The sequence below is a fragment of the Janthinobacterium sp. BCJ23 genome (assembly GCF_059617945.1).
Map to the genome: position 1 here is coordinate 867,337 of NZ_JCAQAW010000001.1, position 22,996 is coordinate 890,332.

Annotated in this window: 20 protein-coding genes and 1 pseudogene; 12 read left to right on the forward strand and 9 right to left on the reverse strand. The window is 64.8% G+C overall.

All coding sequences use genetic code 11. From position 1 onward, the window contains the following. Positions 1 to 12: 12 nt before the first annotated feature. A complete protein-coding gene (gene nirK / locus AC54AG_RS03925) occupies positions 13 to 1,497 on the reverse strand; it encodes a copper-containing nitrite reductase (RefSeq protein ID WP_496629539.1) in 1,485 nt (494 codons plus the stop codon). A gap of 150 nt (positions 1,498 to 1,647) precedes the next feature. Here nirK and norR point away from each other — a divergent pair, with 150 nt between their 5' ends. After that, positions 1,648 to 3,204: a nitric oxide reductase transcriptional regulator NorR gene (gene norR, locus AC54AG_RS03930; RefSeq protein ID WP_034746530.1), complete on the forward strand. Its 1,557-nt coding sequence runs from the start codon at positions 1,648 to 1,650 to the stop codon at positions 3,202 to 3,204. A 14-nt stretch (positions 3,205 to 3,218) separates the two neighbouring features. Here norR and AC54AG_RS03935 read toward each other — a convergent pair whose 3' ends face one another. Together AC54AG_RS03935 and AC54AG_RS03940 are read right to left on the reverse strand one after the other, a co-directional pair. Continuing rightward, positions 3,219 to 3,560: a c-type cytochrome gene (locus AC54AG_RS03935; protein WP_034746527.1), complete on the reverse strand. Its 342-nt coding sequence runs from the start codon at positions 3,558 to 3,560 to the stop codon at positions 3,219 to 3,221. Between the two features lie 11 nt (positions 3,561 to 3,571). Then, positions 3,572 to 3,901, reverse strand: coding sequence for a c-type cytochrome (locus tag AC54AG_RS03940; RefSeq protein ID WP_034746524.1), 330 nt, complete (start codon positions 3,899 to 3,901; stop codon positions 3,572 to 3,574). A gap of 232 nt (positions 3,902 to 4,133) precedes the next feature. Between AC54AG_RS03940 and AC54AG_RS03945 the strand changes: the two genes are divergently transcribed. The 8 genes and pseudogenes from AC54AG_RS03945 to AC54AG_RS03980 all read left to right on the forward strand — a co-directional run bounded on the left by AC54AG_RS03945 (position 4,134) and on the right by AC54AG_RS03980 (position 13,547). Beyond that, a complete protein-coding gene (locus tag AC54AG_RS03945; protein ID WP_034746522.1) occupies positions 4,134 to 5,003 on the forward strand; it encodes an AAA family ATPase in 870 nt (289 codons plus the stop codon). A 9-nt stretch (positions 5,004 to 5,012) separates the two neighbouring features. After that, on the forward strand, positions 5,013 to 5,651 hold the full coding sequence (locus AC54AG_RS03950; RefSeq protein WP_496629540.1) for a GNAT family N-acetyltransferase: 639 nt from the start codon (positions 5,013 to 5,015) through the stop codon (positions 5,649 to 5,651). Next, positions 5,645 to 6,814, forward strand: a complete 1,170-nt coding sequence (locus tag AC54AG_RS03955) for a vWA domain-containing protein (RefSeq protein ID WP_034746518.1) — start codon at positions 5,645 to 5,647, stop codon at positions 6,812 to 6,814. The genes AC54AG_RS03950 and AC54AG_RS03955 overlap by 7 nt, the downstream gene beginning before the upstream one ends. A gap of 313 nt (positions 6,815 to 7,127) precedes the next feature. Beyond that, positions 7,128 to 8,315: a cation:proton antiporter gene (locus tag AC54AG_RS03960; protein ID WP_034746513.1), complete on the forward strand. Its 1,188-nt coding sequence runs from the start codon at positions 7,128 to 7,130 to the stop codon at positions 8,313 to 8,315. Further along, positions 8,316 to 9,446, forward strand: a complete 1,131-nt coding sequence (locus AC54AG_RS03965) for a YbdK family carboxylate-amine ligase (protein ID WP_070301178.1) — start codon at positions 8,316 to 8,318, stop codon at positions 9,444 to 9,446. 217 nt (positions 9,447 to 9,663) lie between these two features. Then, positions 9,664 to 10,146 (forward strand): annotated as a pseudogene (locus AC54AG_RS03970) (sigma-70 family RNA polymerase sigma factor); the annotation flags it as partial. 189 nt (positions 10,147 to 10,335) lie between these two features. Beyond that, positions 10,336 to 10,980: a FecR domain-containing protein gene (locus AC54AG_RS03975; protein ID WP_331777342.1), complete on the forward strand. Its 645-nt coding sequence runs from the start codon at positions 10,336 to 10,338 to the stop codon at positions 10,978 to 10,980. Between the two features lie 95 nt (positions 10,981 to 11,075). Further along, positions 11,076 to 13,547 (forward strand): TonB-dependent siderophore receptor, encoded by a 2,472-nt coding sequence (locus AC54AG_RS03980; RefSeq protein WP_331777118.1) that lies wholly within the window; start codon positions 11,076 to 11,078, stop codon positions 13,545 to 13,547. Here the strand turns inward: AC54AG_RS03980 and AC54AG_RS03985 are convergent, their stop codons facing one another. Both AC54AG_RS03985 and AC54AG_RS03990 read right to left on the reverse strand, forming a co-directional pair. Continuing rightward, positions 13,548 to 14,627, reverse strand: coding sequence for an alginate lyase family protein (locus tag AC54AG_RS03985; RefSeq protein ID WP_331777119.1), 1,080 nt, complete (start codon positions 14,625 to 14,627; stop codon positions 13,548 to 13,550). Further along, complete coding sequence (locus AC54AG_RS03990; protein WP_070301177.1) at positions 14,624 to 15,631, reverse strand: gamma-glutamyl-gamma-aminobutyrate hydrolase family protein; 1,008 nt, start codon at positions 15,629 to 15,631, stop codon at positions 14,624 to 14,626. Before AC54AG_RS03990 ends, AC54AG_RS03985 begins: the two co-directional genes overlap by 4 nt. Positions 15,632 to 15,850: 219 nt before the next feature. On the opposite strand from AC54AG_RS03990, the gene AC54AG_RS03995 reads away from it, so the two are divergent. The 3 genes from AC54AG_RS03995 to AC54AG_RS04005 are packed head-to-tail and all read left to right on the forward strand — an operon-like array spanning position 15,851 to position 17,704. Then, complete coding sequence (locus tag AC54AG_RS03995; protein WP_257620216.1) at positions 15,851 to 16,150, forward strand: hypothetical protein; 300 nt, start codon at positions 15,851 to 15,853, stop codon at positions 16,148 to 16,150. Then, positions 16,147 to 17,184: a 4-hydroxy-tetrahydrodipicolinate synthase gene (gene dapA, locus AC54AG_RS04000; RefSeq protein ID WP_496629541.1), complete on the forward strand. Its 1,038-nt coding sequence runs from the start codon at positions 16,147 to 16,149 to the stop codon at positions 17,182 to 17,184. Before AC54AG_RS03995 ends, dapA begins: the two co-directional genes overlap by 4 nt. Then, entirely contained in the window at positions 17,162 to 17,704 is a 543-nt protein-coding gene (locus AC54AG_RS04005) for a division plane positioning ATPase MipZ (RefSeq protein ID WP_496629542.1), read from the forward strand. Before dapA ends, AC54AG_RS04005 begins: the two co-directional genes overlap by 23 nt. Positions 17,705 to 17,888: 184 nt before the next feature. Here the strand turns inward: AC54AG_RS04005 and AC54AG_RS04010 are convergent, their stop codons facing one another. The 4 genes from AC54AG_RS04010 to kdpC all read right to left on the reverse strand — a co-directional run bounded on the left by AC54AG_RS04010 (position 17,889) and on the right by kdpC (position 22,987). Beyond that, the gene (locus AC54AG_RS04010; protein WP_496629543.1) at positions 17,889 to 18,638 is read right to left on the reverse strand and encodes a TorF family putative porin; all 750 of its coding nucleotides are present in this window, start codon (positions 18,636 to 18,638) and stop codon (positions 17,889 to 17,891) included. A 145-nt stretch (positions 18,639 to 18,783) separates the two neighbouring features. Then, positions 18,784 to 19,482 carry a two-component system response regulator KdpE gene (kdpE, locus tag AC54AG_RS04015; protein WP_034746496.1) on the reverse strand — a complete coding sequence of 233 codons (699 nt, stop codon included), beginning with the start codon at positions 19,480 to 19,482 and terminating at the stop codon, positions 18,784 to 18,786. After that, positions 19,479 to 22,226: a DUF4118 domain-containing protein gene (locus AC54AG_RS04020; RefSeq protein WP_496629544.1), complete on the reverse strand. Its 2,748-nt coding sequence runs from the start codon at positions 22,224 to 22,226 to the stop codon at positions 19,479 to 19,481. The genes kdpE and AC54AG_RS04020 overlap by 4 nt, the downstream gene beginning before the upstream one ends. Before the next feature lie 185 nt (positions 22,227 to 22,411). Beyond that, positions 22,412 to 22,987: a potassium-transporting ATPase subunit KdpC gene (gene kdpC, locus AC54AG_RS04025; RefSeq protein ID WP_331777126.1), complete on the reverse strand. Its 576-nt coding sequence runs from the start codon at positions 22,985 to 22,987 to the stop codon at positions 22,412 to 22,414. Positions 22,988 to 22,996 lie beyond the last annotated feature (9 nt).

Genomic DNA, 22,996 nt, shown 5'->3' on the forward strand with positions numbered 1-22,996 from the left:
GATGAATGGGGTTTATTGATGGGCGCCAGCGTGATAGACGCCGGGCACGGGTTCGCCAGTCACTTCCAGCACGCCCACGGCGCCCTTGCCTGCGCGCGACAGCGCATGGTCGACCAGCAGATAGCTGCCAGGATGCTGTACCTTGAGTTCGACGATGGTCGCGCCGCCCGGTGCCACCAGGGTGGTTTGCACGTCGTGTTTCGGGCTGCTGATCGAGCCTTCGCTGTACACCTTGTCGAAGATCTCGCCGATGATGTGGAACGATGAAATCTTGTTCGGGCCGCCGACGCCGAAATAGATGCGCACCGTCTCGCCGACTTTCGCCTGCAGTTTGTGCGTTTTGCTCAGGGCGCCCACTTCGCCGTTGAAGACGTAGTAGTCAGGCAGCTCATTGGCCATTTTTTCCAGGTTCGCTTCCTGGTGCACGGGTGCGCCGTGCGGACGGCCCGTGTACATCTCGCCCTGCATCACGTAATACTCGCGGTCGACTTTTGACAAGCCGCCTTCCGGTTCGACCAGGATCATGCCGTACATGCCGGCCGCGATATGCTGCGGCACCAGCGGCGTGGCGCAGTGGTACACGAACAGGCCGGGATTGAGCGCCTTGAAGGTGACGGTTTTTTCCTGGCCAGGCGCCACCTGCGTGTGCTGTCCGCCGCCATGGCCACCCGTCACGGCATGCAAGTCGATCGAGTGGATCATCTTGCTGTCCTTGGCGTTGAACAGGGTCAGTTCCACCGTGTCGCCCACCTTCGCGCGCAGCATGGGGCCGGGCACTTGCCGGTTGAAGGTCCAGTAGGTAAAACTGGTGCCGTCATCGAGCTTGCCCGGCAATTCCACCGTCTCCATCCGGTATTTCAGGGTTTGCGGCGCGCGCGCGCCGATGGCGGTCGGCACGGAGGCCGGATTGGCCGCCACGCTGACGGCCGAGGGATCGGGACCGCGCATCGGCGATGGCGCGGGCGTGTACAGGGCCAGCGCGGCGGCCTGGCTCGATTCGCTGGCAGCGCTGCCGGCGCCAGCGGCCTTCGGTGCCGCCGTCTCGGCCAGCGAAGTGCCGCTCACTTCCAGCTTGCCTTCCATGCCGATCTGGCGGTGGCCGGGGATCGAGCAGTAATAGGTGAACGTGCCGGCGCGCGTGACCTTGAAGCGCACGGTGGTGCTGCCGCTGTTGGCGCTGAACTTGGCCGATGCGACGTTCAGTTCCGGGATCAGCAGATCGTGCTCGGCGCCTTCGCCGCTTTTCAGCACCAGTTCCACCGTGTCGCCCACCTTGGCCGACAGCACGGGGTTGACCTGGCCCTTGGCGTCGATGAACACCATCTTGCCGTCGACGATATTGGTTTGCAGTTCATAGCGCTTGACCGCGGCGGCGGCCGGTTTGGCGGCGGTGGCGGCGGCGCTGGCAGGGAGGCTCACCTGGGCTTGCACGGACAGGGGCATGGCCAGTACGCAGACGGCGGCGGCGATGGCGCGGAGGGAGGGAGTCGTTTTCATCAAGCTTTCCTTGGTCTTGTATGCCGGTTCGGCACCCTTACCTAGGCAATCCGTGTGCCAGGAAAAACTTGTTTTAAATCAACGATTTGAAAAATGCAGGGTCGATATGACCCTGTTCAAGCATGGTCCGTTGTACCCTGCATGGTACTTATGACCACCACCGCCATCCACCTGCTGTTACTCACCGACCTGGTCGCCGACCTGCCCGTGGCCGTGCGCCTGCAGCGCCTCGTCGGCAGCCTGCGCGCCCACTTCGGCTGCGAGGCCGTGGCCTTGCTCAAGCTCGATGGCGAGCATTTGCGCCCCGTGGCGATGGCCGGCCTGGCCAACGACGCGCTGGGACGCCGCTTCGCCGTCGCCGACCATCCGCGCCTGGCCGCCATCCTGCAGCGGCGCGGCGTGCTGTGCTTCCATCACGACAGCTCGCTGCCCGATCCCTACGATGGCCTGATCGCCGAGCGGGCCGGCGAGCCGCTGCCCGTGCACGACTGCATGGGCATGGCGCTGGACCTGGAAGGCGAACGCTGGGGCGTGATCACGCTCGACGCGCTGCAGGTGGGCACCTTCGATACGCAGGCGCAGCGCGACCTGGGCGAACTGGCCTGCGCCATTGAGGCGGCCGTGCGCGTCACGCGGCTGGAAACGGAAATCCGCGCCCTGCGCCTGTCGGGCGGCGCCATGCTGGCCGATGCCCAAGCGCCGCGCGAGGAACACGATTTCGTGGGCCAGAGCAGCGCCATCACGCACTTGCTGCACGAATTGCAGGTGGTGGCCGATTCCGAACTGCCCGTGCTGCTGCTGGGAGAGACGGGCGTGGGCAAGGAATTGTGCGCGCACCGCCTGCACCGGCTGTCGCGCCGCGCGGGCAAGCCTTTGATCCACGTCAATTGCGCGGCCTTGCCGGAATCCTTAGCAGAAAGCGAATTATTCGGCCATGTGCGCGGTGCGTTTTCCGGCGCCGTCAGCGACAGGCCCGGGCGTTTCGAGGCGGCCGAAGGGGGTACCCTGTTTCTCGATGAAGTGGGCGAATTGCCATTGTCGATACAGGCCAAGCTGCTGCGCACCTTGCAAAATGGCGAAATCCAGCGCCTGGGCGCGGACCGGCCGCGCCGGGTCAACGTACGCGTGATCGCCGCCACCAACCGCAGCTTGCGCGAACATGTGCGCGACGGCTCGTTCCGCGCCGACCTGTATCACCGTTTATCCGTGTATCCCGTGCCGATTCCGCCGCTGCGCGAGCGGGGCAATGACGTGCTGCTGCTGGCCGGGGGTTTCCTGGAACTGAACCGCGCGCGCCTGGGCTTGCGCAGCCTGCGCCTGTCCGCCGCGGCGGAAAACGCCTTGTGCCATTACCGTTGGCCGGGCAATGTGCGCGAATTGGAACATGTGATCAGCCGGGCCGCGCTGAAAGCCGTGATACGCGGCGCGGACCGCAAGGACATCGTGACCCTGGAAACGGATATGCTCGATCTCGATGCGCTGGAAGCGCCGGCCGGCACGGACGCGCCGCCGCTGGCGCCAGCCGCGTGCGGCACGCCGGCGGCGCCGCTGCTATCGATGCATCAGATCGTGGAAGCGAGCCAGCGCCAGGCCATCCGGCAAGCGCTGGTCCTGCATCAGGATAACTGGGCCGCTGCGGCGCGCCAGTTGGGGCTCGACGCCAGTAACTTGCACAAGCTGGCGCGCCGCGTCGGCTTGAAAGCCTGAGCCGGCGTTACCGCTCAGCGATGAGTGACCAGGCTGCTCGGCAAGCTGTGCAGGTAAGCGGCCAGGTCCTTGATGTCCTGGTTGCTCAGCGGTTTTACCTGGCCCGTCATGATGGCGTTGTTGCGGCCGTTGGCCTTGTCGCCCCGTTTATACGCGGTCAACGCATGTTCCAGGTAATCCTTGTGCTGGCCCGCCAGTTTTGGGTACGACGGGTCGATGGGCGAACTGTAATCCTTGCCGTGGCAGGTGGCGCAGCTGTATTTTTCGGCCAGGGCCTTGCCTGTATTGATATTGCCGGCGGCGCTGGCGGAAAACGAGACGGTGGCGCAAACGAGGGCGGCGAGTAGTTTTTTCATCAGGCTGGTCCTCAGTTCGTCTTGGCTTGTTGCGCATAATACGCGGCGACATCGGCGATATCCTGGTCCGACAGGCTGCTGGCGATGCCCTTCATGCTGGGGTGCTTGCGGTCGCCCTTCTTGTAGGCTTGCAGCGCATTCTCGATATATTTTGCCGGCTGGCCGCCGATCATCGGCACCTGGAATACTTCAGGAAAGGTTGCCTTGTAACCGGGAATGCCGTGGCAGCCGATACACATTTCCACCTTGGCAGGGGCTGCCTTGGCGTTTCCTACAATGTCAGCCGCTGTGACGGCATTTGCTATGCCGGCAAGCACGAGAAGTGCAAATATTTTTTTCATAGTGGCAATGTGAACAAAGGTAATCGGAGAAACGCCAGAGCTGGTTTTTTTGATTTTATGTGTTGACAATTAAGGTTGCCAATTAATCTGCTGCTTGCCGATTCTAGCCAAGATATTCTTGCAAGTCCACCTATAAAACCCGCATTGTAGGCACGCAGGCACAGGCCGTCCGCGTGACGCTGGGCCACAGTTCTGTTTATACTCACCATTTCCCCACTTTGGCAGACCGCTCATGCAAGCACAGCACACCCAGCAAGGCCAACGCTTCGAAGGTTCCGACAGCTACGTCGCCACCGCCGACCTGAAACTGGCCGTGAATGCGGCGCTGACCCTGCAACGCCCGCTGCTGATCAAGGGCGAACCGGGCACGGGCAAGACCATGCTGGCCGAGGAAGTGGCCGCCGCGCTGAACATGCCGCTGATGCAATGGCATATCAAATCGACCACCAAGGCGCAGCAGGGCCTGTACGAATACGACGCCGTGTCGCGCCTGCGCGATTCGCAGCTGGGCGACGAGCGCGTGCGCGACATCCAGAACTACATCGTCAAGGGCGTGCTGTGGCAGGCGTTCACGGCGCCCGAACCGGTGGTGCTCCTGATCGATGAAATCGACAAGGCCGACATTGAATTTCCGAACGACCTGCTGCGCGAACTGGACCGCATGGAATTCTATGTGTATGAAACGCGCGAAATGGTCACGGCGCGCCACCGCCCGCTCGTCATCATCACCTCGAACAACGAGAAGGAATTGCCGGACGCCTTTTTGCGCCGCTGCTTCTTCCACTACATCAAATTCCCGGACAAGGACACGATGGAGCAGATCGTCGCCGTCCACTACCCGCACCTGAAACAGGAATTGCTGGCGCAGGCGCTGCAAACCTTCTATGAAGTGCGCGACGTGCCGGGCCTGAAGAAAAAACCGTCGACGTCGGAATTCCTCGACTGGCTGAAACTCCTGCTGGCCGAGGACATCCCGGCCGAAGCCTTGCGCAGCAAGGACAACAAGGCCGTCGTGCCGCCGCTGCACGGGGCGCTGCTGAAGAACGAGCAGGACGTGCACCTGTTCGAGCGCCTGATGTTCATGTCGCGCACCAACCGCTAAGGAGCGCCGGTGAACGACATCAGCCCCGACAAGGTCTTCGTCCCCCTGGAACTGCACGGCATCCGCCTCGAAGCGCTGGCGCCGCACCATGCGGCCGGCCTGCGCGCGGCGGCCATGGATGGCGAACTGTGGAATCTGCGCGTCACCTCCGTGCCCGAACCGGATCAGGTGGACCAGTACATTTTCAAGGGCATCGAGATGCGCCCCACGCGCTTCGCCTTTGCCGTCATCGACGCGGCCAGCGGCGAGGTGCTGGGCACCACCAGCTACCACGACGTGGTGCCCGAGATCAAACGGCTGGAAATCGGCTACACCTGGTACGCGAAGCGCTGCCAGCGCAGCCACGTCAACACCACCTGCAAATTGCTGCTGCTGGCGCACGCCTTCGACACGCTGGGCTGCGCGCTGGTGGGCCTGCGCACCGATAATTTCAACCACGCCTCGCAGGCGGCCATCGAACGCCTGGGCGCGAAAAAGGATGGCGTGCTGCGCCACCATGCGCTGCGCCGCGACGGCACCGTGCGCGACACGGTCATGTACAGCATCACGCGCGGCGAGTGGCCCGAGATTGCCGCCCATCTGCGCTACAAGCTGGCGCAGCGCCCCATCGCCGCACTGCCGCGCGCGGGAGAGCGGTCGCCATGCTGATCGATTTCTTCTTCACGCTCAAGGATGCGAAGATTCCTGTCTCGATCAAGGAATTTTTGACCTTGCTCGAGGCGCTGCAAAAGAACGTCATCGACGCCTCGATGGATGATTTTTACTATCTGTCGCGCCTGACCCTGGTCAAGGATGAAGCCCATTTCGACAAGTTCGACCGCGCGTTTGCCCAGTATTTCAAGGGCGTCAACGCGGCCTTCGACACGAACGCGGCAATACCGCTCGACTGGCTGCTCAAGCGCATGCAGCGCGAGCTGTCCGAGGAGCAGAAGGCGCAGCTGGAAAAATTCGGCTACGACAAGCTGATGGATCGCCTCAATGAACTGCTGAAGGAGCAGAAGGAGCGCCACGAGGGCGGCAGCAAGTGGATAGGCACGGGTGGCACCTCGCCGTTCGGCAATGGCGGCACGAACCCGGAAGGCATCCGCATCGGCGGCAAGGGCGGCAACCGCACGGCCGTCAAGGTATGGGAAGCGCGCAGCTACAAGGATTACGACGGCGAGCGCGAACTGGGCACGCGCAACATCAAGGTGGCGCTGCGCCGCCTGCGCAAGTTCGCGCGCGAAGGCGCGGAAGACGAACTGGCGCTGGACGCCACCATCGCCGCCACGGCGAACAACGCGGGCTACCTCGACATCAGAATGCGGCCCGAGCGCAAGAACCGCATCAAGGTGCTGATGCTGCTCGACGTGGGCGGCAGCATGGATGACCATATCGAGCGCACCGAGGAACTGTTTTCGGCGGCGAAGACGGAATTCAAGAACATGGAGTTCTTTTACTTCCATAACTGCGTCTACGATTACCTGTGGAAGAACAACCGGCGCCGCAACGCCGAGCGTTTCCCCACCTGGGACGTGCTGCGCAAATACCCGCCCGACACCAAGCTGATCTTCGTCGGCGACGCCACCATGAGTCCCTATGAAATCCTGCAGCCGGGCGGCAGTGTCGAATACAACAACGAGGAAGCGGGGTCGACGTGGCTGGCGCGCTTTACCCAGGCGTTCCCGAAATTCATCTGGCTCAATCCCGAGTCCGAGGGCTTGTGGCAGTACCGCCAGTCGATCGGCGTGATGCGGCAGTTGATGAACAACCGCATGTTCCCCCTGTCGATCGACGGGCTGGAGCGGGGCATGCGCCTGCTCAGTAAATAAAAGCGCCTAACAAAAAGTCCATGGCGGCAGGGGGCCGCCATGCCGTACACTGCGACACGGCACTACCGTGCGGAGCATCTCCGCCGCGGGCGGGTACCATACGCTGGTACCAGTCCTGCCCTACCCTGCTGCATCCTGTGCGCGGCCGCCATGGCCGCGACACTGTTCGATTGCGCACATCGTGCGCGCCTTCTGCTCCGGTAGAATCGGCGCATCGCTCTGCGCAAACAATGCACCATCGCTGCACCACGACATTGCCGCGCCAGCCCCCGTGCTGCCGGCCGGTGCCAGCGCCATTTTCAAAGGAATGAGCATGCAAAGTCTGATCTCGATCGCCGCCGACCTGTCCTGGCCGTTCGCCATTACCCTGGCCTGGGTAGTGGGCGAATTCGGCCACCGCTGGACGGGCCTGCCGCGCATCAGTTTTTACGGCGTGATCGGCTTCGTCCTCGCGCAGACGCAGGTGGGCATCCTGCCGCAGACGGACGCCGGCCCCATGCTGGTGCTGGCCGACGTGGCCTTCGGCCTGATCCTGTTCGAGGTGGGCTACCGCATCAACCTGCGGTGGCTGAAGAACAACCCGTGGATCGCCGTCACGGGCTTGGTCGAGTCCCTGCTGACCTTTACCGTCGTCTACTTCATCGGCATCGAATTCGGCAGCACTTCGATGACGGCGCTGCTGCTTGCGTCGCTGGCCATGTCCACCTCGCCGGCCACCATCATGCGCGTCATCAACGAGGAACGCAGCTCGGGCCAGGTCACGGAACGCATCGTCCACCTCACGGCCTTGAATTGCGTGCTGGCCGTCTTCACGTTCAACATCATCGTCGGCTTCTGGATGTTCCAGAGCTCCACCGATTTGATCGAGGCGAGCAGCAGCAGCGCCGCCGTGCTGGCCGCCTCGGTGGCCGCCGGCACCGTCTTCGGCATTGTCGTGCCGGCCATGCTGCGCCGCCTGGGCAATATGGCGCAGGACGCCACCGTGGCGTTCGCGCTGTCGGTGATGCTACTCGTCGCCCTGACCTACACCACCAGCCTGTCGCCGCTGCTGGCCACGCTCACCTTCGGCCTGGTGGCGCGCCACCGCCGTGTCGCCTTCAGCCAGGCGCAGCGCAATTTCGGCGCCATGGGCGAGCTGCTGACGGTGCTGCTGTTCGTGTATGCCGCCTCGACCCTGGAATGGGCCAGCGTGACGGCCGGCGCGGGCCTGGCCCTGGCCGTCGTCGGCGGACGCTTGCTGACGAAGGTCGCCGGCGTGGCCGCGTTTTCGCACGTGAGCGGCATTTCCTGGCGCAAGGGCGTGCTGACGGGCGTGGCGCTGACGCCCGTTTCCGTCTTCATCATCCTGCTGCTCGAACACGCGCGCCAGCACGGCGTGAACTTCGGCGACGAATTGAACGCCCTGGCCGCCATCACCCTGGGCCTGGAACTGGTCGGCCCCGTGCTGGTGCAGCGCGTGCTGATGCTGGCCAAAGAAACCCATGAAATCAAGGAGCGCTAAATGCCGCTGGAACCCTTTGGCCAATCGGCCGCGCTGACCTTCGGCGTCGAACTCGAACTGCAACTGGTGAACCTGTCGGACTATGACTTGACGGCCGCCAGCCCCGACCTGCTGCATCTGCTGAATAAAAAGCCGTTCCCCGGCAACGTCACGCCGGAAATCACCGAGAGCATGATCGAGATTAACTCGAGCGTGCACACGCATCACGGCCCCCTGCTGGCGCAGTTGCAGGAAATCCGTGACACCTTGATCACGGCCGGCGACAAGCTCAATATCGGCATCGCGGGCGGCGGCACGCACCCGTTCCAGCAATGGTCGTCGCAAAAGATCTTTTCCAAGCCCCGCTTCCAGGAAATCTCGGAGCTGTACGGCTACCTGGCCAAGCAGTTCACCATCTTCGGCCAGCACGTGCACATCGGCTGCGCCTCGGGCGATGACGCCATGTTTTTGCTGCATTCGCTGAACCGCTACATCCCCCACTTCATCGCCCTGTCGGCTTCCTCGCCCTACGTGCAGGGGCGCGACACCCTGTTCGACTCGGCCCGCCTGAACTCCGTGTTCGCGTTTCCCATGAGCGGGCGCGCGCCGTTCACCCTGAGCTGGGACCAGTTCTCCAACGAGTATTTCGCCAAGATGGAGAACACGGGCATCATCAAGAGCATGAAGGATTTTTACTGGGATATCCGTCCCAAGCCGGAATTCGGCACCATCGAACTGCGCGTGTGCGACACGCCGCTGACGGTGGAGCGTGCCGCCGCGCTGGCCGCCTACCTGCAGGCCCTGTGCCGCTACCTGCTCGAACGCAAGGAGGTGCCGCCGGTCGAAGACGATTACCTCGTGTATAACTACAACCGCTTCCAGGCTTGCCGCTTCGGCCTCGATGGCGCCATCACGCATCCGAAAACCTACGAGACGATGTCGCTGCGCGAAGACATCATGACCACCCTGCGCAAGATGGAACCGCACGCCGAGGCGCTGGGCAGCACGCCGGCCCTGAAACACCTGTCGGACGTGGCCAAGCAATGGAGCGACGCGCAATATCTGCGCAAGCAGCACAGCTTGCAGGGCAGCGCCGAGGGCATGGTCGATTCGGCGATCCGCTGCTTCCGTGGCGAAGCGATGAACTACTAAGGACTAGCCCGTCCAACCCAACACCTGAACTTCCGGGGTCGGACCCTGCAGGGTCCGACCCCAGATCTTGCTTCTGGGGTTTAAACAACGCCAGCAACGCGCTAAAAAACCACACCCCACATTTACACCTTATCCCCCGCTTGCTACAATAGTTGAGAATGATTCCTATTAACTAAATTGATCTGGCTGGCCCGGTCACGCTTGCAAGGGGAATGCGATGCCGCTGGCAAAGCCGTTACAACGCCAGGACATCGCGACACTGTATGCCGACCACCACGGCTGGCTGCAGGGCTGGCTGCGCAAGAAACTGGGCAGCACGGCGTGCGCGGCCGATGTGGCGCAGGACACCTTCATGCGCCTGCTCGACCGCGAAGACGCCGTCGCCGCGCGCGAGCCGCGCGCCTTTCTCGCCACCGTCGCCCAGCGCGTGCTGTTCAACCATTACCGCCGCCAGAAACTGGAACAGGCTTATCTCGACGTGCTGGCGCAGCTGCCGCCCCTGCATGCGCCGTCGCCCGAGGATCGGGCGCTGCTGCTGGCCACCGTGTTTGAACTCGACCGCATGCTCGACGGCTTGCCGCCTCCCGTGAAACGGGCTTTTTTGCTACGCCAGCTCGACGAACTGCCGCAGGAAGACATCGCGCGCCAGCTCGGCATCTCGCTGGCCACCGTGAAACGCCATCTGCAGCGCGCCGGCAGCGCCACGCAGGCGTGGCAGCAGCTGCAAACGCAGCACGAACACCTGCCGTCCGCCGTGCACGCGACCCTGCTGCGCGCCTGCGTGCAAGCGAACGCGCCGCGCCGCCACGCCGTCAAGACCCTGGCACTGCTGCTGGCCTGCGGTGCCTCGCTGTATGCGTTCGAACGCCGCAGCCCATGGCGCGGCTGGATGGCCGACTACCGCACGGCCGTCAACCAGCGCCGCGTGGTGACCCTCGATGACGGCACGCAGCTCACACTCAATACCAATAGCGCAGTCAATATCGCTTACGACGGCGCACAGCGCCGCATCGAACTGCTGGCCGGTGAAATCTTCATCGCCACCGGCAAGGATGCGGTGCAGCGCCCCTTCTTCGTCGGTACGCCGCACGGCAGCCTGCAGGCGCTGGGCACGCGTTTCACCGTGCGCCTGCACGAGCAATACACCAGCGCCGGCGTGCTCGAAGGGGCCGTCGCCGTGCTGGCCGATGATGGCGCGCAGCGCCTGGTGCTGCGTCCCGGCGAAGGCGCCCATTTCGACGGCACGGGCGTGCACCGCCAGGCCCTGGCGCCGTATGGCGGCGCGTGGCTCAATGGCATGCTGGTGGCGCGCGACATGCGCCTGGCCGATTTCCTCGCCGAGCTGTCGCGCTACAGCGACCATCCATTGAGCTGCGCGCCCGCCATCGCCGGCCTGCGCGTCTCCGGCTCCTACCCGCTGGCCGATGTCGATGCCATCCTCGACGCCGTCGGCGCCAGCCTGCAGCTGCGGCGCCATACCGTCACGCGCTTCTGGGGCCATCAAGTCGTCAGGATAGAACTGGCGGCCCGCTGAAAAATATTTTCTGCAAAGTGAGCTGTTTCGCCGTGCTTGCGTGACCTGGAAGATAGGCAGTCTCCATCTTGCGCATCCACGAAAGGTTTTATTCCATGCACCACGCTTCGCGTTCCCTCCTTACCCGCACCGTCCTCGCCTGCGCCCTGTCGCAGATCGGCATGACCCTGGCCCTGCCGGCAGCGGCCCAGGCGCAAACCCGGCAAGTGCGCACCTACAGCATTCCCGCCGGTGCGCTGGGCGACGTGCTGACGCGCTTCGGCAGCGACAGCGCCATTTTATTGTCGTTCTCCAGCGATGCCACGCAAGGCTTGCGCAGCGCCGGCCTGCAAGGCAGCTATGGCGTGCACGATGGTTTCCGCGTGCTGCTGGCCGGCAGCGGCCTGCAAGCCGTGCCGCAGGCGAATGGCGGCTACCTGCTGCAGAAAATCCCCGCCAGCGCCGGCGCCCCTTCGGCGAACAGCCGCGGCGTGGCCGTCATGGGCGGCGTCACCGTGGTGGCGGCAGCCGAACGCAGCGCCGTCACCAGCGGCACGGGCAGCTATACGGGCGGCCCCGCCAGCGGCGCCACGGGCCTGGCCCTGACGCAGCGCGAAACGCCGCAATCGCTGACCATCGTCACGCGCCAGCAGATGGATGACCAGAACAGCAATGCCGTCTCCGACGTCATGAAGAACGTCAATGGCGTCAACGTGCAAAACTATGACAGCGACCGCTGGAGCTTCTGGGCGCGCGGCTTTGCCGTCACCAATTTCCAGTATGACGGCGTGTCGGCCATCTATGACGGCGTCTACGACTGGGGCACGACGAACAGCGACATGGCCATCTACGACCGCATCGAAGTGCTCAAGGGTGCAACGGGCTTGATGAGCGGCTCGGGCGACCCGTCGGCCACCGTCAACATGGTGCGCAAGCGCCCTACCGCAGCCTTCGAGGGCTCGGCCACCCTGGGCGCGGGATCCTGGGACAACTACCGCGGCGAAGCCGATGTTTCCGGCCCGCTCAACGACAGCCGCACGGTGCGCGGCCGCCTGGTGGGCGCCTACCAGGACAAGCATTCCCACCTGGACCGCTACACGCAGCAGAAGTCCATCGCCTACGGCATCATCGAAGCGGACCTGACACCCGTCACCCTGCTGACGGCCGGCTTCACGCACCAGGACTACAAGCCGCGCGGCTCGACCTGGACCGGTTTCCCCGTGCTGCTGGCCGACGGCTCGCGCACGGATTTCCCCACCTCGTGGAACCCGGCCACGGACTGGAGCCGCCGCGACATGCAGAACACCACGCTGTTCTCGTCGCTCGAACATACGTTCGCCAACGAGTGGAAACTGAAATTGAGCGCCAACCAGCTGCGCAGCAAGCATGACAGCGTGCTCGGTTCGGCCAGCGGCGGCAATCCCGATCCCGTCACGGGCGAAGGCGCCTACTTCTTCATGGGAAAATACAAGGGTAACCGCCGCCAGACCACCGTCAACGTCGACGCCAGCGGACCATTTACGGCCTTCGGCCGCCGCCACGAAGCGATGATCGGCTATTCCCACTCCAGCGCGAAGCAGGACGGTCCCGTCTACGAATCCGTCTACCCGCCGGTGGAAGGCAGCTACTTCGACTGGCGCGGCCAGTACGCGGAACCGGCGTTCACGCGCCTGGGCAACGACAACGACAAGACACGCCAGAGCGGCCTGTATGGCGCGCTGCGCCTGCGTCCCCTGGAGGCGCTGTCCGTCATCGTCGGCGCGCGCGTCAGCAACTACAAGCAGGACCAGGACCGTATCTTCTTCGACAGCGGCACAGCGCGCATCACCTCGCGTATCGACGAAAGCAATGTCATCACGCCGTATGCGGGCGTCGTGTATGACCTGGACAAAACCTATTCCCTCTTCGGCAGCTACACGAGCATCTTCGCGCCGCAAAGCAACCGCGACAGGAACCGCAACTTCCTCGCCCCCGTGCGCGGCAAGGGTTTCGAGGCGGGCGTGAAAGCCGAATTCCTGGAAGGTAAAGTCAACGCCAGCGCCTCGCTGTACCAGATCCGCCAGAGCAACGTGGCCAACTATGTGGGCGAGGTCAATGGCGAGGAAGCGTATGAAGGCATCGACGGCATCAGCAGCCGCGGCCTGGAAATGGAAGTGACCGGCGAAGTGCTGAACGATGTGAAACTGAGCGCCGGCTATACCTATACGCGTATCCGCGACAAGGATGGACAGGAAGTGTTTTCCACCATGCTGCAAACGACGCAGCCGCCGCACCTGCTGCGCGTGCAGGGGACATGGCGCCTGCCGGCCAGCCTGAATAAAATCACCGTGGGAGGTGGCGTCAACTGGCAAAGCGGCTTCTACGGCCATATCTGGAACCCGGCCGCCAATGACTATGCGCGCATTGAACAAGGCGGCTTTGCCCTGGTCAACCTGTTGGCCCGCTACGAAATCAGCAAGAACACAACGGCCAGCCTGAACGTGAACAACCTGACGGGTAAAAAGTACTTCACGGGCCTGGGCCTGTTCCAGACGGGCTTTTACGGCGAACCGCGCAATGTCATGCTGACCTTGCGCACGAAGTTTTAATCAGTTGCCGTACAGCGCCAGCGCCCAGGCTGGCGGACGCAGTTCCAGCGCCAGGGACAGGTAAGCGGGATCGAAGCGCGCCGCCAGCAAATACACATTGGCGGCGCCCTTCGGTTCCCAATTCCCCGTAAAGCCCTTTTCGCCGGCCGCCACGCGCTTGCGGTCGAAGGGCACGGCGCTTTTCGCGAATTCCTCGTGCGTCTTTCTACCCTGCGCATACGGTGACAGCCAGGCCAGCGCCTCGGCAAGGCGCTTCGCTTCCGGCGCGCCATACCAGTCGTCGCCATGCGCCTGCGCCATCAGGGCCGTCGTCAGCAGCGGCTCCAGGCTGTAGGTGGTGTAATGGAGGGCGTCGCGCTGCTCGAAGTCGAAGGGCACGCCGCCGGCGCCGATATTGCGCGGCACGTGCGCCAGGAAGCGCTCCTTCGCGCGCGCGATCAGCAAGGCGTCGCCCGTGACATACGCGGCGGCCGTGCCGATCTTGATGCGGTGGCTGTGCCAGTTATTGCGCGCCGTGGACGGGCCGCCCACCTTGATGGGGTCATTCAGATACCCGTTCGCCAGGGTGCGGCAAAACGCCTGCACCTGTTCGCGTTCGACGCCGTTCAAGCGTTCCTGCACCAGGTCAAATCCCATCAGCAAGCTGGCCAGCTCCGTCTCGTCGACGGGACTGAACGAAGGCTGATAACTGCCGCTCCAGGCCAGCAGCAGCTGGCGCGCCGCCTCGAAATGCGCCATCTCGCCAGACAGCCGCCAGGCCAGGGCCTGCAAACGCGCCTGGCGCCAGTCTTCCTGCGCCTGCTGGCTGGTCTCGCGCCCGCCCTCGCCCTTCAGCAAGCCGCCCGTGCGCACTTCGGCCATCAGATGCACGGGCCGCGCCGCATCCTTGCGCGCCGCCTTGAGCACCTGTTCCGCGATGGCCGGCGCCACCTTCGCCTTGAGCATGCGCGCCCGCGCGGCGGAGGTCAACGCAAACGGCAGCGGGCCGTCATGCGGACGCGGCGCCGCGCGCAAGCCCGCCAGGGGCAGCGCCAGCAGGCCGGCCAGTACCATGCGCCGGCGCATCAGGTGCTTACTCAAAACCGCGTCTCCCGCGCCGCGCGCAAGAAATTATCGAGGATAGGCGTGCAATCGAGCAGCTCGACGCCGCCCGCCGAATGGAATTCCGGGTGCCACTGCAAGCCCATGACGAAACGCGCCCGCTGGTAGCGGATGGCTTCGACGATGTTGTCCCCTTGCGAATACGCTTCCACGGTGACGTCGCGCCCCAGGTCCTTGACCGACTGGTGGTGGATAGAATTGACGAGCGCCTCCCCCGCCTTCGGGAACATGCCGGCCAGCGACGAGCCTTTCGGGAAGACGATGGTGTGGCGGTGCCGGTCATACAGGTCGTTGACGTGCGAGGTGGCGCCTTCCACGTCCGAAGCGATGTCCTGGTACAGGGTGCCGCCAAAACCCACGTTGATCAGTTGGCAGCCGCGGCAAATTCCCAGCACGGGTTTGCCCGCGTCGACGAATTCGTGCAGCAGTTCCAGTTCGTACAGGTCGCGCGCGCGGTCGCCGTTCCATTCCGGCCGCGTGGCCGCCTCGGAATACGTCTGCGGCGAGACGTCGGCGCCGCCCTGCAGCACCAGGCCGTCCAGGTGGCGTGCATAGTGGCGCAGGGTGATGTTACTCGGGTGTAGCTGGCCGTTGGTATTGACGGTCGGGATCATAAACACCAGCACGTCGCGCGACATGACCCACTGCGCGATCGACTCTTCCAGGTATTGCAGGTTCTTGCTGCGCAGCCCAGTGGCGCCCGGCTCGGGGTGGAAAATGCGCGCCGAGATGCCGATGCGCAGGGTGCGCCGCATGAAATCGCGGCTGGCCTTGTCGCGCATGGAGCGGTAGCGCGACGAGATCACCCGCCAGGCCAGCGCCAGCGGCGTGTCGTTATCCTTCAGGTAGCGGGGGGCGGCGTCGCGCGCGCGGTGCTCGTCATCGGGTGCCCGGCGGCCGACCCGGTCGGGCCGCGCCGGTGCTGGCTCTGGCGGCGCTGGGTCGGTGGACGGGGGCTGCTGGGGATCTTTTTCGTCTGACATGGCGGGGCTGACTGAAAGCGGAGAACGGTTTCAATATAAACCCCTGCCTTCAAAAGCACGATTCAATTTTGTAACAAAAGCATACCTGCGGGGCATCCACGCAACACGCCGGCGGCAAACGCATACGCCCCGTTTACGCCGGCGGCCCCGCTTTTTAGAGAATCTTTACGCCCCCGCTGCTAATCTTGAACGTACCTCAACCACCGCTGCAAAGCCACCATGGAACCCCATTCACGCCTGTCCGCACATCAAGCCCTGCCCCACCGCCACCCGCGCCTGCCCACTTTCCTCATGCATATCACGGTCGACAAAGCCTGCCTGGCCGAGCTGCGCCACCTGGTCGTCAGGACGTGCGGCGGCATGCTGTCGTTCATGCGCGTCGAGGCGGTCGACCACGCCGAGCGCATGAAAGTCTGGCTGTGCGTGACGGAACCGGCCCTGCGCCTGACGATGGACGCCGTCATGCGCCTGCTGCCGGCGGCGGAATTTGGCCGCATCAGCCAGGGGAAATCGCTATGAACCAGTATTCGTGCGAGCAGGCGATGTCCTCGATGCGCATCACCACGCACTTCCAGGGCATCTGGGTGCCGATGGTCACGCCCTTCCGGGATGACGACGGCGACATCGACTTCGACGCGGCCCAGCAGCTCGCGTGCGAGCTGGCCGCCAGCGGCATCGACGGCCTCGTGGTGTGCGGCACCACGGGCGAAGCGGCCATGCTGAGCGCCGCCGAACAGACCATGCTGTTAGACAGCGTGCTCGAAGCCGTCGGTCCACGCTTCCCCGTCGTGATGGGAATAGGCGGCAGCGATACGCGCAATGTCGTCGCCACGGTTCAGCGCTACAACGACCATCCGCTGGCCGGTCTGCTGGTCTCCGCCCCCGCCTATGTGCGCCCGTCGCAGGAGGGCATCGTGCGCCACTTCCAGGCCATCGCCGGCGTCACCGACCAGTCCATCGTGCTGTACAACGTGCCGGCCCGCACCGGCGTCAATATCGAACCGCAGACGGCCGCCCTGCTGGCGCGCGACTCGCACTTCGTCGCCATCAAGGAAGCGGGCGGCAAGCTGCAGCAGCTGGGCGAACTGCTGCTCGACACGCGCCTGGACGTGCTGTGCGGCGACGATGCCCTGCTGCTGGCCAGCCTGTCCATGGGCGGCCACGGCGCCATGTCGGCCGCCGCCCAGGTGCGCCCCGACCTGTATGCGCAGCTGTACCACCTCGTCAGGCAGGGCCGCCACGGCGCCGCCGGCGCCCTGTTCAAGACCATGCTGCCCGTCATCCGCCTGCTGTTTGCCGAACCGAATCCCGCTCCCGTCAAAGCAGCGCTGGCCATACAGGGCAAGGTGCGCAACGCCTTGCGCCTGCCGATGACGCCGATGTCGGCCGCCGGCCAGGCCGCCCTGGCCGCGGCACTCGAGCCCCTGCTGGAACTGCCCGTATGGACGGCCAGCGACAGGGATGCGCCGCGCGAAGGCTGCCTGCTGCAGCTGGTTTCCCCTGCCAACATCATGCCAGCCGTGCGCCAAGATGATCATCGCCATCACGGATGAACGCGGAGGGATGGAGAAATCCATCCTGGCCGGGCGGCTGGCCGCGTCGCGCGCGCTGGCCGGGCGCAAGGTATTGCTGCTCGACGCCGATCCGCGCCAGGGCGCCATGGCGCAGGCGAGGAATATGCACGACGGCGCCATGCACGGCAGCCTGACGCGGCCGCGCCTGATGGCGCGCGCCATCAGCGCCAAGGGTTTGCAGCCGGAGCTGGAACACCTGGTGCACTGCTACCACGACATCGTCATCGACAGCGAAGGCCGCGACTCCATGGGCAGCCGTTCGGCCCTGGCCGCCGCGCGCGTACTGGTGGTGCCGCTCGACGGTGTCGTCAACGCCGCCGCGCAATCGGGCCTGGCGCGCCGCATCGCACATGCGCGCAGCATCAATCCGGGCCTGCGCGTGCTGCTGGCAACGGACACGCAAGCGGCGCCCGCCCATGCCCTGGCCGCGCAGATCCCGGCCGCCCGCGTGGTCAGCCTGGGGCAGTTGTACTGCGCCGTTTTCAACCTGCCCGCCTAGAGCACCTAACATAAGCTACTGCGCGTCGCGATTTGCGGCCTCCGATGCTCACTGTGCATTTGCACAGCTGCGCGTCTCAGGCCAACGGGGGCGCCGAGCCTCACTGCCGCTCGCTACGGTTCTGTTAGGCGCTCTTAAGCACGCAAAAAAAGGCGGCGCATGCGCCGCCTCTCTTCTCTGTCAATTAAAACGTCTTGCTGACCGTCAGCTGCAGCGCCGTCTTGCCCATGAATTTGCCATTCACGGGCGAGGCATAGGCCGATTTGCCCGCGTTCGTACCGATCACGGCCAGCGCGCCCGAAACAATGCCGAAGTCGCGCGTGACGCCCACTTTCCAGTCCGTGTAGCTCGATGCATCATTGTTCTTGACCTTCTGGTGGCCCGCGTGCAGGTTGCCGGTCCAGCCGTTCGTCAGGTCGATATTCGCGCCGATGTCCAGGTAGCCGCTGTTCTTGCTGTTGACGATGCCGAACAGGTTCGAAACGGCGTGCGAATACTTGATATAGGCGGGGCCATACGACAGCTGGCCGTAGACTTCCTGCGTGTCCGCGTCGGCCAGGCCGGCGACGTGCTTCAAGCCGTTGTCCGCATACACATAGGCGAGCACGCCCACGTCATAGCCAACATCGCTGCCCAACTGGCCGCGCTTGCCCGCATACAGGTCCACTTCCACGTCGCCGCTGCCGCCCGCGTCCTTGGTCCACTTGATGGTGGAGGCCCAGGCGCCCGCGTACAGGCCAGTGGGGTTGTTGACATAGTCGACGCCGCCCTGCAGCGCCGGTTTCAAGCGCGTCTGCGAGATGCCGCGGTAACGGTAGTCGGATACGCCGGCCACGTTGAAGCTCACTTCATTATCGGGCTTGGCCTCGTCCGCGTGGGCCAGGCTGCCCGTCAAGGCTGTGGCGACGGCAAGTGCAAGTAGCATTTTGTTCATGGTTGTTCTTCTTCATCGGTGGTATGGGCCTTTGCCAACATGGCGCAGCTGGCCCGCCGCTGCAAAAAATCGCTGCAAAAATTTTAAGTAAAGCGTCCCCCTGGCGCGCGCGGCGCCTGTTTTCAAACAGGGGATATAAAGTTGGCTAGAGCGGCAGCAGCAGCCGGTAGCCGACGGCCGTTTCCGTCAGCAGGTACTGCGGCTGGGCCGGATCGGCTTCCAGCTTCTGGCGCAGATGGCCCATGTAGATACGCAGGTAGTGGCCGTTTTCGCTGTTCGACGGCCCCCACACTTCACGCAGCAGCTGCGGATTGGTGACCACCCTGCCCGCGTTCTTCACGAGCACGGACAGCAAGCGGAATTCCGTCGGCGTCATGTGCACCAGTTGCTTGTTGCGCGTCACCAGCCGATCCTTCAGGTCGACGCGCACGTCGCCGAACTGCACCACGCCATCGTCGCTGGCGGCGGGCTGGCGCTGGCGGCGCAAGGTGGCGCGCACGCGGGCCAGCAATTCGCCCACGCCGAACGGCTTGGTCAAGTAGTCATCGGCGCCCGCGTCGAGCGCGCGGATCTTGTCCTGCTCGTCGACCCGCGCCGACAGCACGATGATGGGCACGGCCGACCATTTGCGGATGTCGGCGATGAAATCGATGCCGTCACCATCGGGCAGTCCCAGGTCCAGCACGATCAGGTCGGGCCGGCGCGTGCCCGCATCGATCAAGCCCCGCTGCATGGTGGCGGACTCGAAAATCTGCCAGCCCTCGTCTTCCAGCGCGGCGCGCACGAAGCGGCGGATTTGCGGCTCATCCTCGACCAGCAAGGCGGTGGCGGAAGGTTCGTTCATATTGGTTTTCCTGTTTCATGATCGTTGGCGTCATCGAGCTCGAGCTCGAGCTCCGGCGGCGCCGGCGGCGTGCCCAGCGGCAGGCTGAAGACGATGGCGGCACCCTGTCCCGGCACATGCGGCTGCGCGTGGATGGTACCGCCGTGGGCTTCGACGATGGCGCGGCAAATGGCCAGCCCCAGGCCGACACCCGGCTTGTTCGATTCGCGCTCGCCTCGCGTAAATTTTTCAAAGATGGCTTCTTCGCGGCCCGGCGGCAAGCCCGGGCCATCGTCCAGCACCGTCACCTGCAGGAACTGGCCGTGCACCCCGGCCGCGACCGTGATGGTGCTGCCGGGCGGCGTGTACTTGGCCGCGTTTTCCAGCAGGTTGCACAGCACGCGTTCGACCAGCACGGCGTCGTAGCGCACCAGCGGCAAGTCCGGCGCCAGCTGCGTCTGCACGGCATGCTGCTGCAATTGCGGACAGCTGGCGCGCAGCGCGCTGCCCACCACTTCTTCCAGCGCCTGCCATTGCAGGTTCAGCCGCACCTGGCCGCTCTCGATGCGCGCCATGTCCAGCAAGTTCGCCACCAGGGCGCTCATGCGCACGGTTTCGGACTGCAGCGAGCGCGCCATGTCCAGCTGCGCGGGCGACAGCGCGGGCCGGGACAAGGCCAGCGATTCTGCCAGGCCCACCAGCGACGTCAACGGCGTGCGCAAATCGTGCGACAAGGCCGCCAGCAGCGAATTGCGCAGCCGCTCGGACTCCATCTGCAGCAGCGCGCCCTGGGCCACGTCGATGTAGTGCACGCGCTCGAGGGCGATGGCCGCCAGAGCGGCAAAGGTATCGAGGTGCTGGCGCTGTTCCGGCACCAGCAGCCAGCGTCCGCGCTGCGCGCCCTCGAGCGGCAGCAGCGCCAGCACGCCGCGCGTGCGCATCGGCGCGATCAGCGGCAGATAGAAAATGGGCGACGCCGGCAAGGTGTCGGTGCCCGTTCCCGCCGCCTGCGCATGGTCGAAGGCCCACTGGGCGATGCCGATATCGAGCGCCTCGCCGCCGTTAGGGACTTGCAAGCTGCCTTCGTCATCGGGCAACAGCAAGGTGGCGCGCGCGCGGAAAGCCCGCTCGATGGCGCTTTTCGTGATGTCGAAAATCTGCTCCGTCTGCAGCACGCCGGACAGCTCGCGCGAAAATTCGTACAGGGCGCGGGCGCGCGCCTCGCGGTGCGAAGCCACGCGGGCCTGGAAGCGCAGGCCGGCCGTCAGGTGGCCCGTGATCAGGCCCACGGCCAGCATCACGCCAAACGTGATCACATACTGGAAATCGCCCACGGCAAACGAGAAACGGGGCGGCACGAAGATGAAATCGAAGCTGGCCACGCCCACCAGGCTGGCCAGCGCCGCAGGCCCGCGCCCCAGGCGCACGGCCACCAGCACCACCGTCAGCAGGGACAGCATGGCGATATTGGCCAGGTCCAGGTACGGTTGCAATGGAACCGAGGCGAGGGCCGTGGCCAGGCTGACGCCGGCGGCCACGATGTAGCGCCAATGGCGCGAGGACCGGCGCGGCGCTTCCGCATCGTCGCAGCTTGCGCGCCGGGGCGCCGCATCGGCTGGCGGCAAGCCCACTTCGATCAGATCGATATCGGGTGCCAGGCTGGCCATGCGCGCGGCCGGCGGCGCCTGCCGCAGGCGCGCCAGCGCATTGGCGCGGCCGCGGCCCACGATGACTTTCGAGATATTCGCGCTGCGCGCATACTCGACCACGGCGCCGGCGATGTCGGCGGACGGCACAATGGCCGTGCGCGCGCCCAGGTCCTGCGCCAGTTTCAGGGTTTTCAAAATACGCTCGCGCTGGCCCGCCGGCAGGCGCTGCAAACGCGGCGTTTCCACGTACAGCGCATGCCATTCCGCATTCAGCTGGCTTGCCAGTCGCGCCGTGCTGCGGATTACGTGTTCGCCCCCCGCGTGCGGTCCCACGCAGGCCAGCAGCGCGGCGCCCGTCTTCCATACGGGGTTGATCGATTTCTCGACGCGGTAGGCCTGCACGTCGTCCTGCACCCGGTCCGCCGTGCGGCGCAAGGCCAGTTCGCGCAGGGCGATCAGATTGCCCTTGCGGAAAAAATGCTGCGACGCCCGCTCGGCCTGCAACGGCTGATACACCTTGCCCTGCTTCAGGCGGCGCAGCAGTTCATCGGCGGGGATATCGACGAGCACCACTTCGTCGGCGCGGTCGAACACCGTGTCGGGCAGGGTTTCGGCCACGCGCACGCCCGTGATCCCCCCCACCACGTCATTGAGGCTTTCCAGGTGCTGCACGTTGACGGTCGACAGCACGTCGATGCCGGCGGCCAGCAATTCCTCGACATCCTGCCAGCGCTTCGGATGGCGCGATCCGGCCACGTTCGAGTGGGCCAGTTCATCCATCAGTATCAAAGACGGCGCGCGGCGCAGCGCTTCGTCGAGGTCGAACTCGTACAAGGTCTTGCCCCGGTACTCGATGGCCTTCAGGGGCAGCACGGGCAGCCCGTCAAGCTGGGCCGCCGTATCCTGGCGCCCATGCGTCTCCACCACGCCCACCAGCAAGTCCTGGCCATCGGCCAGCAATTTGCGCGCGGCCGCCAGCATCGCATAGGTCTTGCCGACGCCAGCCGAGGCGCCAAAATAGATGCGCAGCCGGCCGCGCGCGGCTTTCTTTTCCTGCGCCTGCACTTGCGCCAGCAGGGCATCAGGGTCGGGGCGTTGGCTGTCGTTGGGGAGCATGTTGTATTTTAATCTTCTTGCGTAATGCTATCTTGTTATTTTGCCGTGGCGTCAAGCGGCGACGTAAGCACGTAGGTCGGATTAGCGCTTGCGCGTAATCCGACGACATTGTTGGCCTGGCTGGTGGTGGTGTCGGCTTACGCTGCGCCAAGCCGACCTACGCCGACCTACGCATCTTCGCCAGCTTACTTCGCCATCGCATCGAGCGCCAGGTTCAGTTCCAGCACATTCACGCGCGGTTCACCGAAAAAGCCGATATACGCGGTTTTCTGCACCTTGGCGATGGCGTTTTCCACCTGCGCCAGCGGCATGGCGCGCACGCGGGCCACGCGCGGCGCCTGGTACAGGGCGCCGGCCAGGCTGATTTCCGGATCCAGACCGCTGCCCGACGCCGTTACCAGGTCGACGGGAATGGCGCGCGTGTTGCCGGGATCCGCTTCCTTCAGGGCGGCGATGCGCGCCTTGACGGCGTCCGCCAGGGCCGGATTGGTCGGCCCCTGGTTCGAGCCGCCCGAACCGGCGCCGTTATTGGCCATCGGCGCGGTGGCCGATGGACGGCCCCAGAAATACTTGGGCGAGGTGAAGGACTGGCCGATCAGGGTCGAGCCGACGGGTTTTCCGCCACGTTCGACGATGCTGCCGTTGACTTCATCGCTGAAAGCCAGCTGGCCGATGCCGGCCGTGGCGAATGGATAGACGACGCCGCAGATCACTGTCAGCGCGGCAAACAGGACCAGGGCGGGACGTACGATGGTGCTCATGATGGTTCC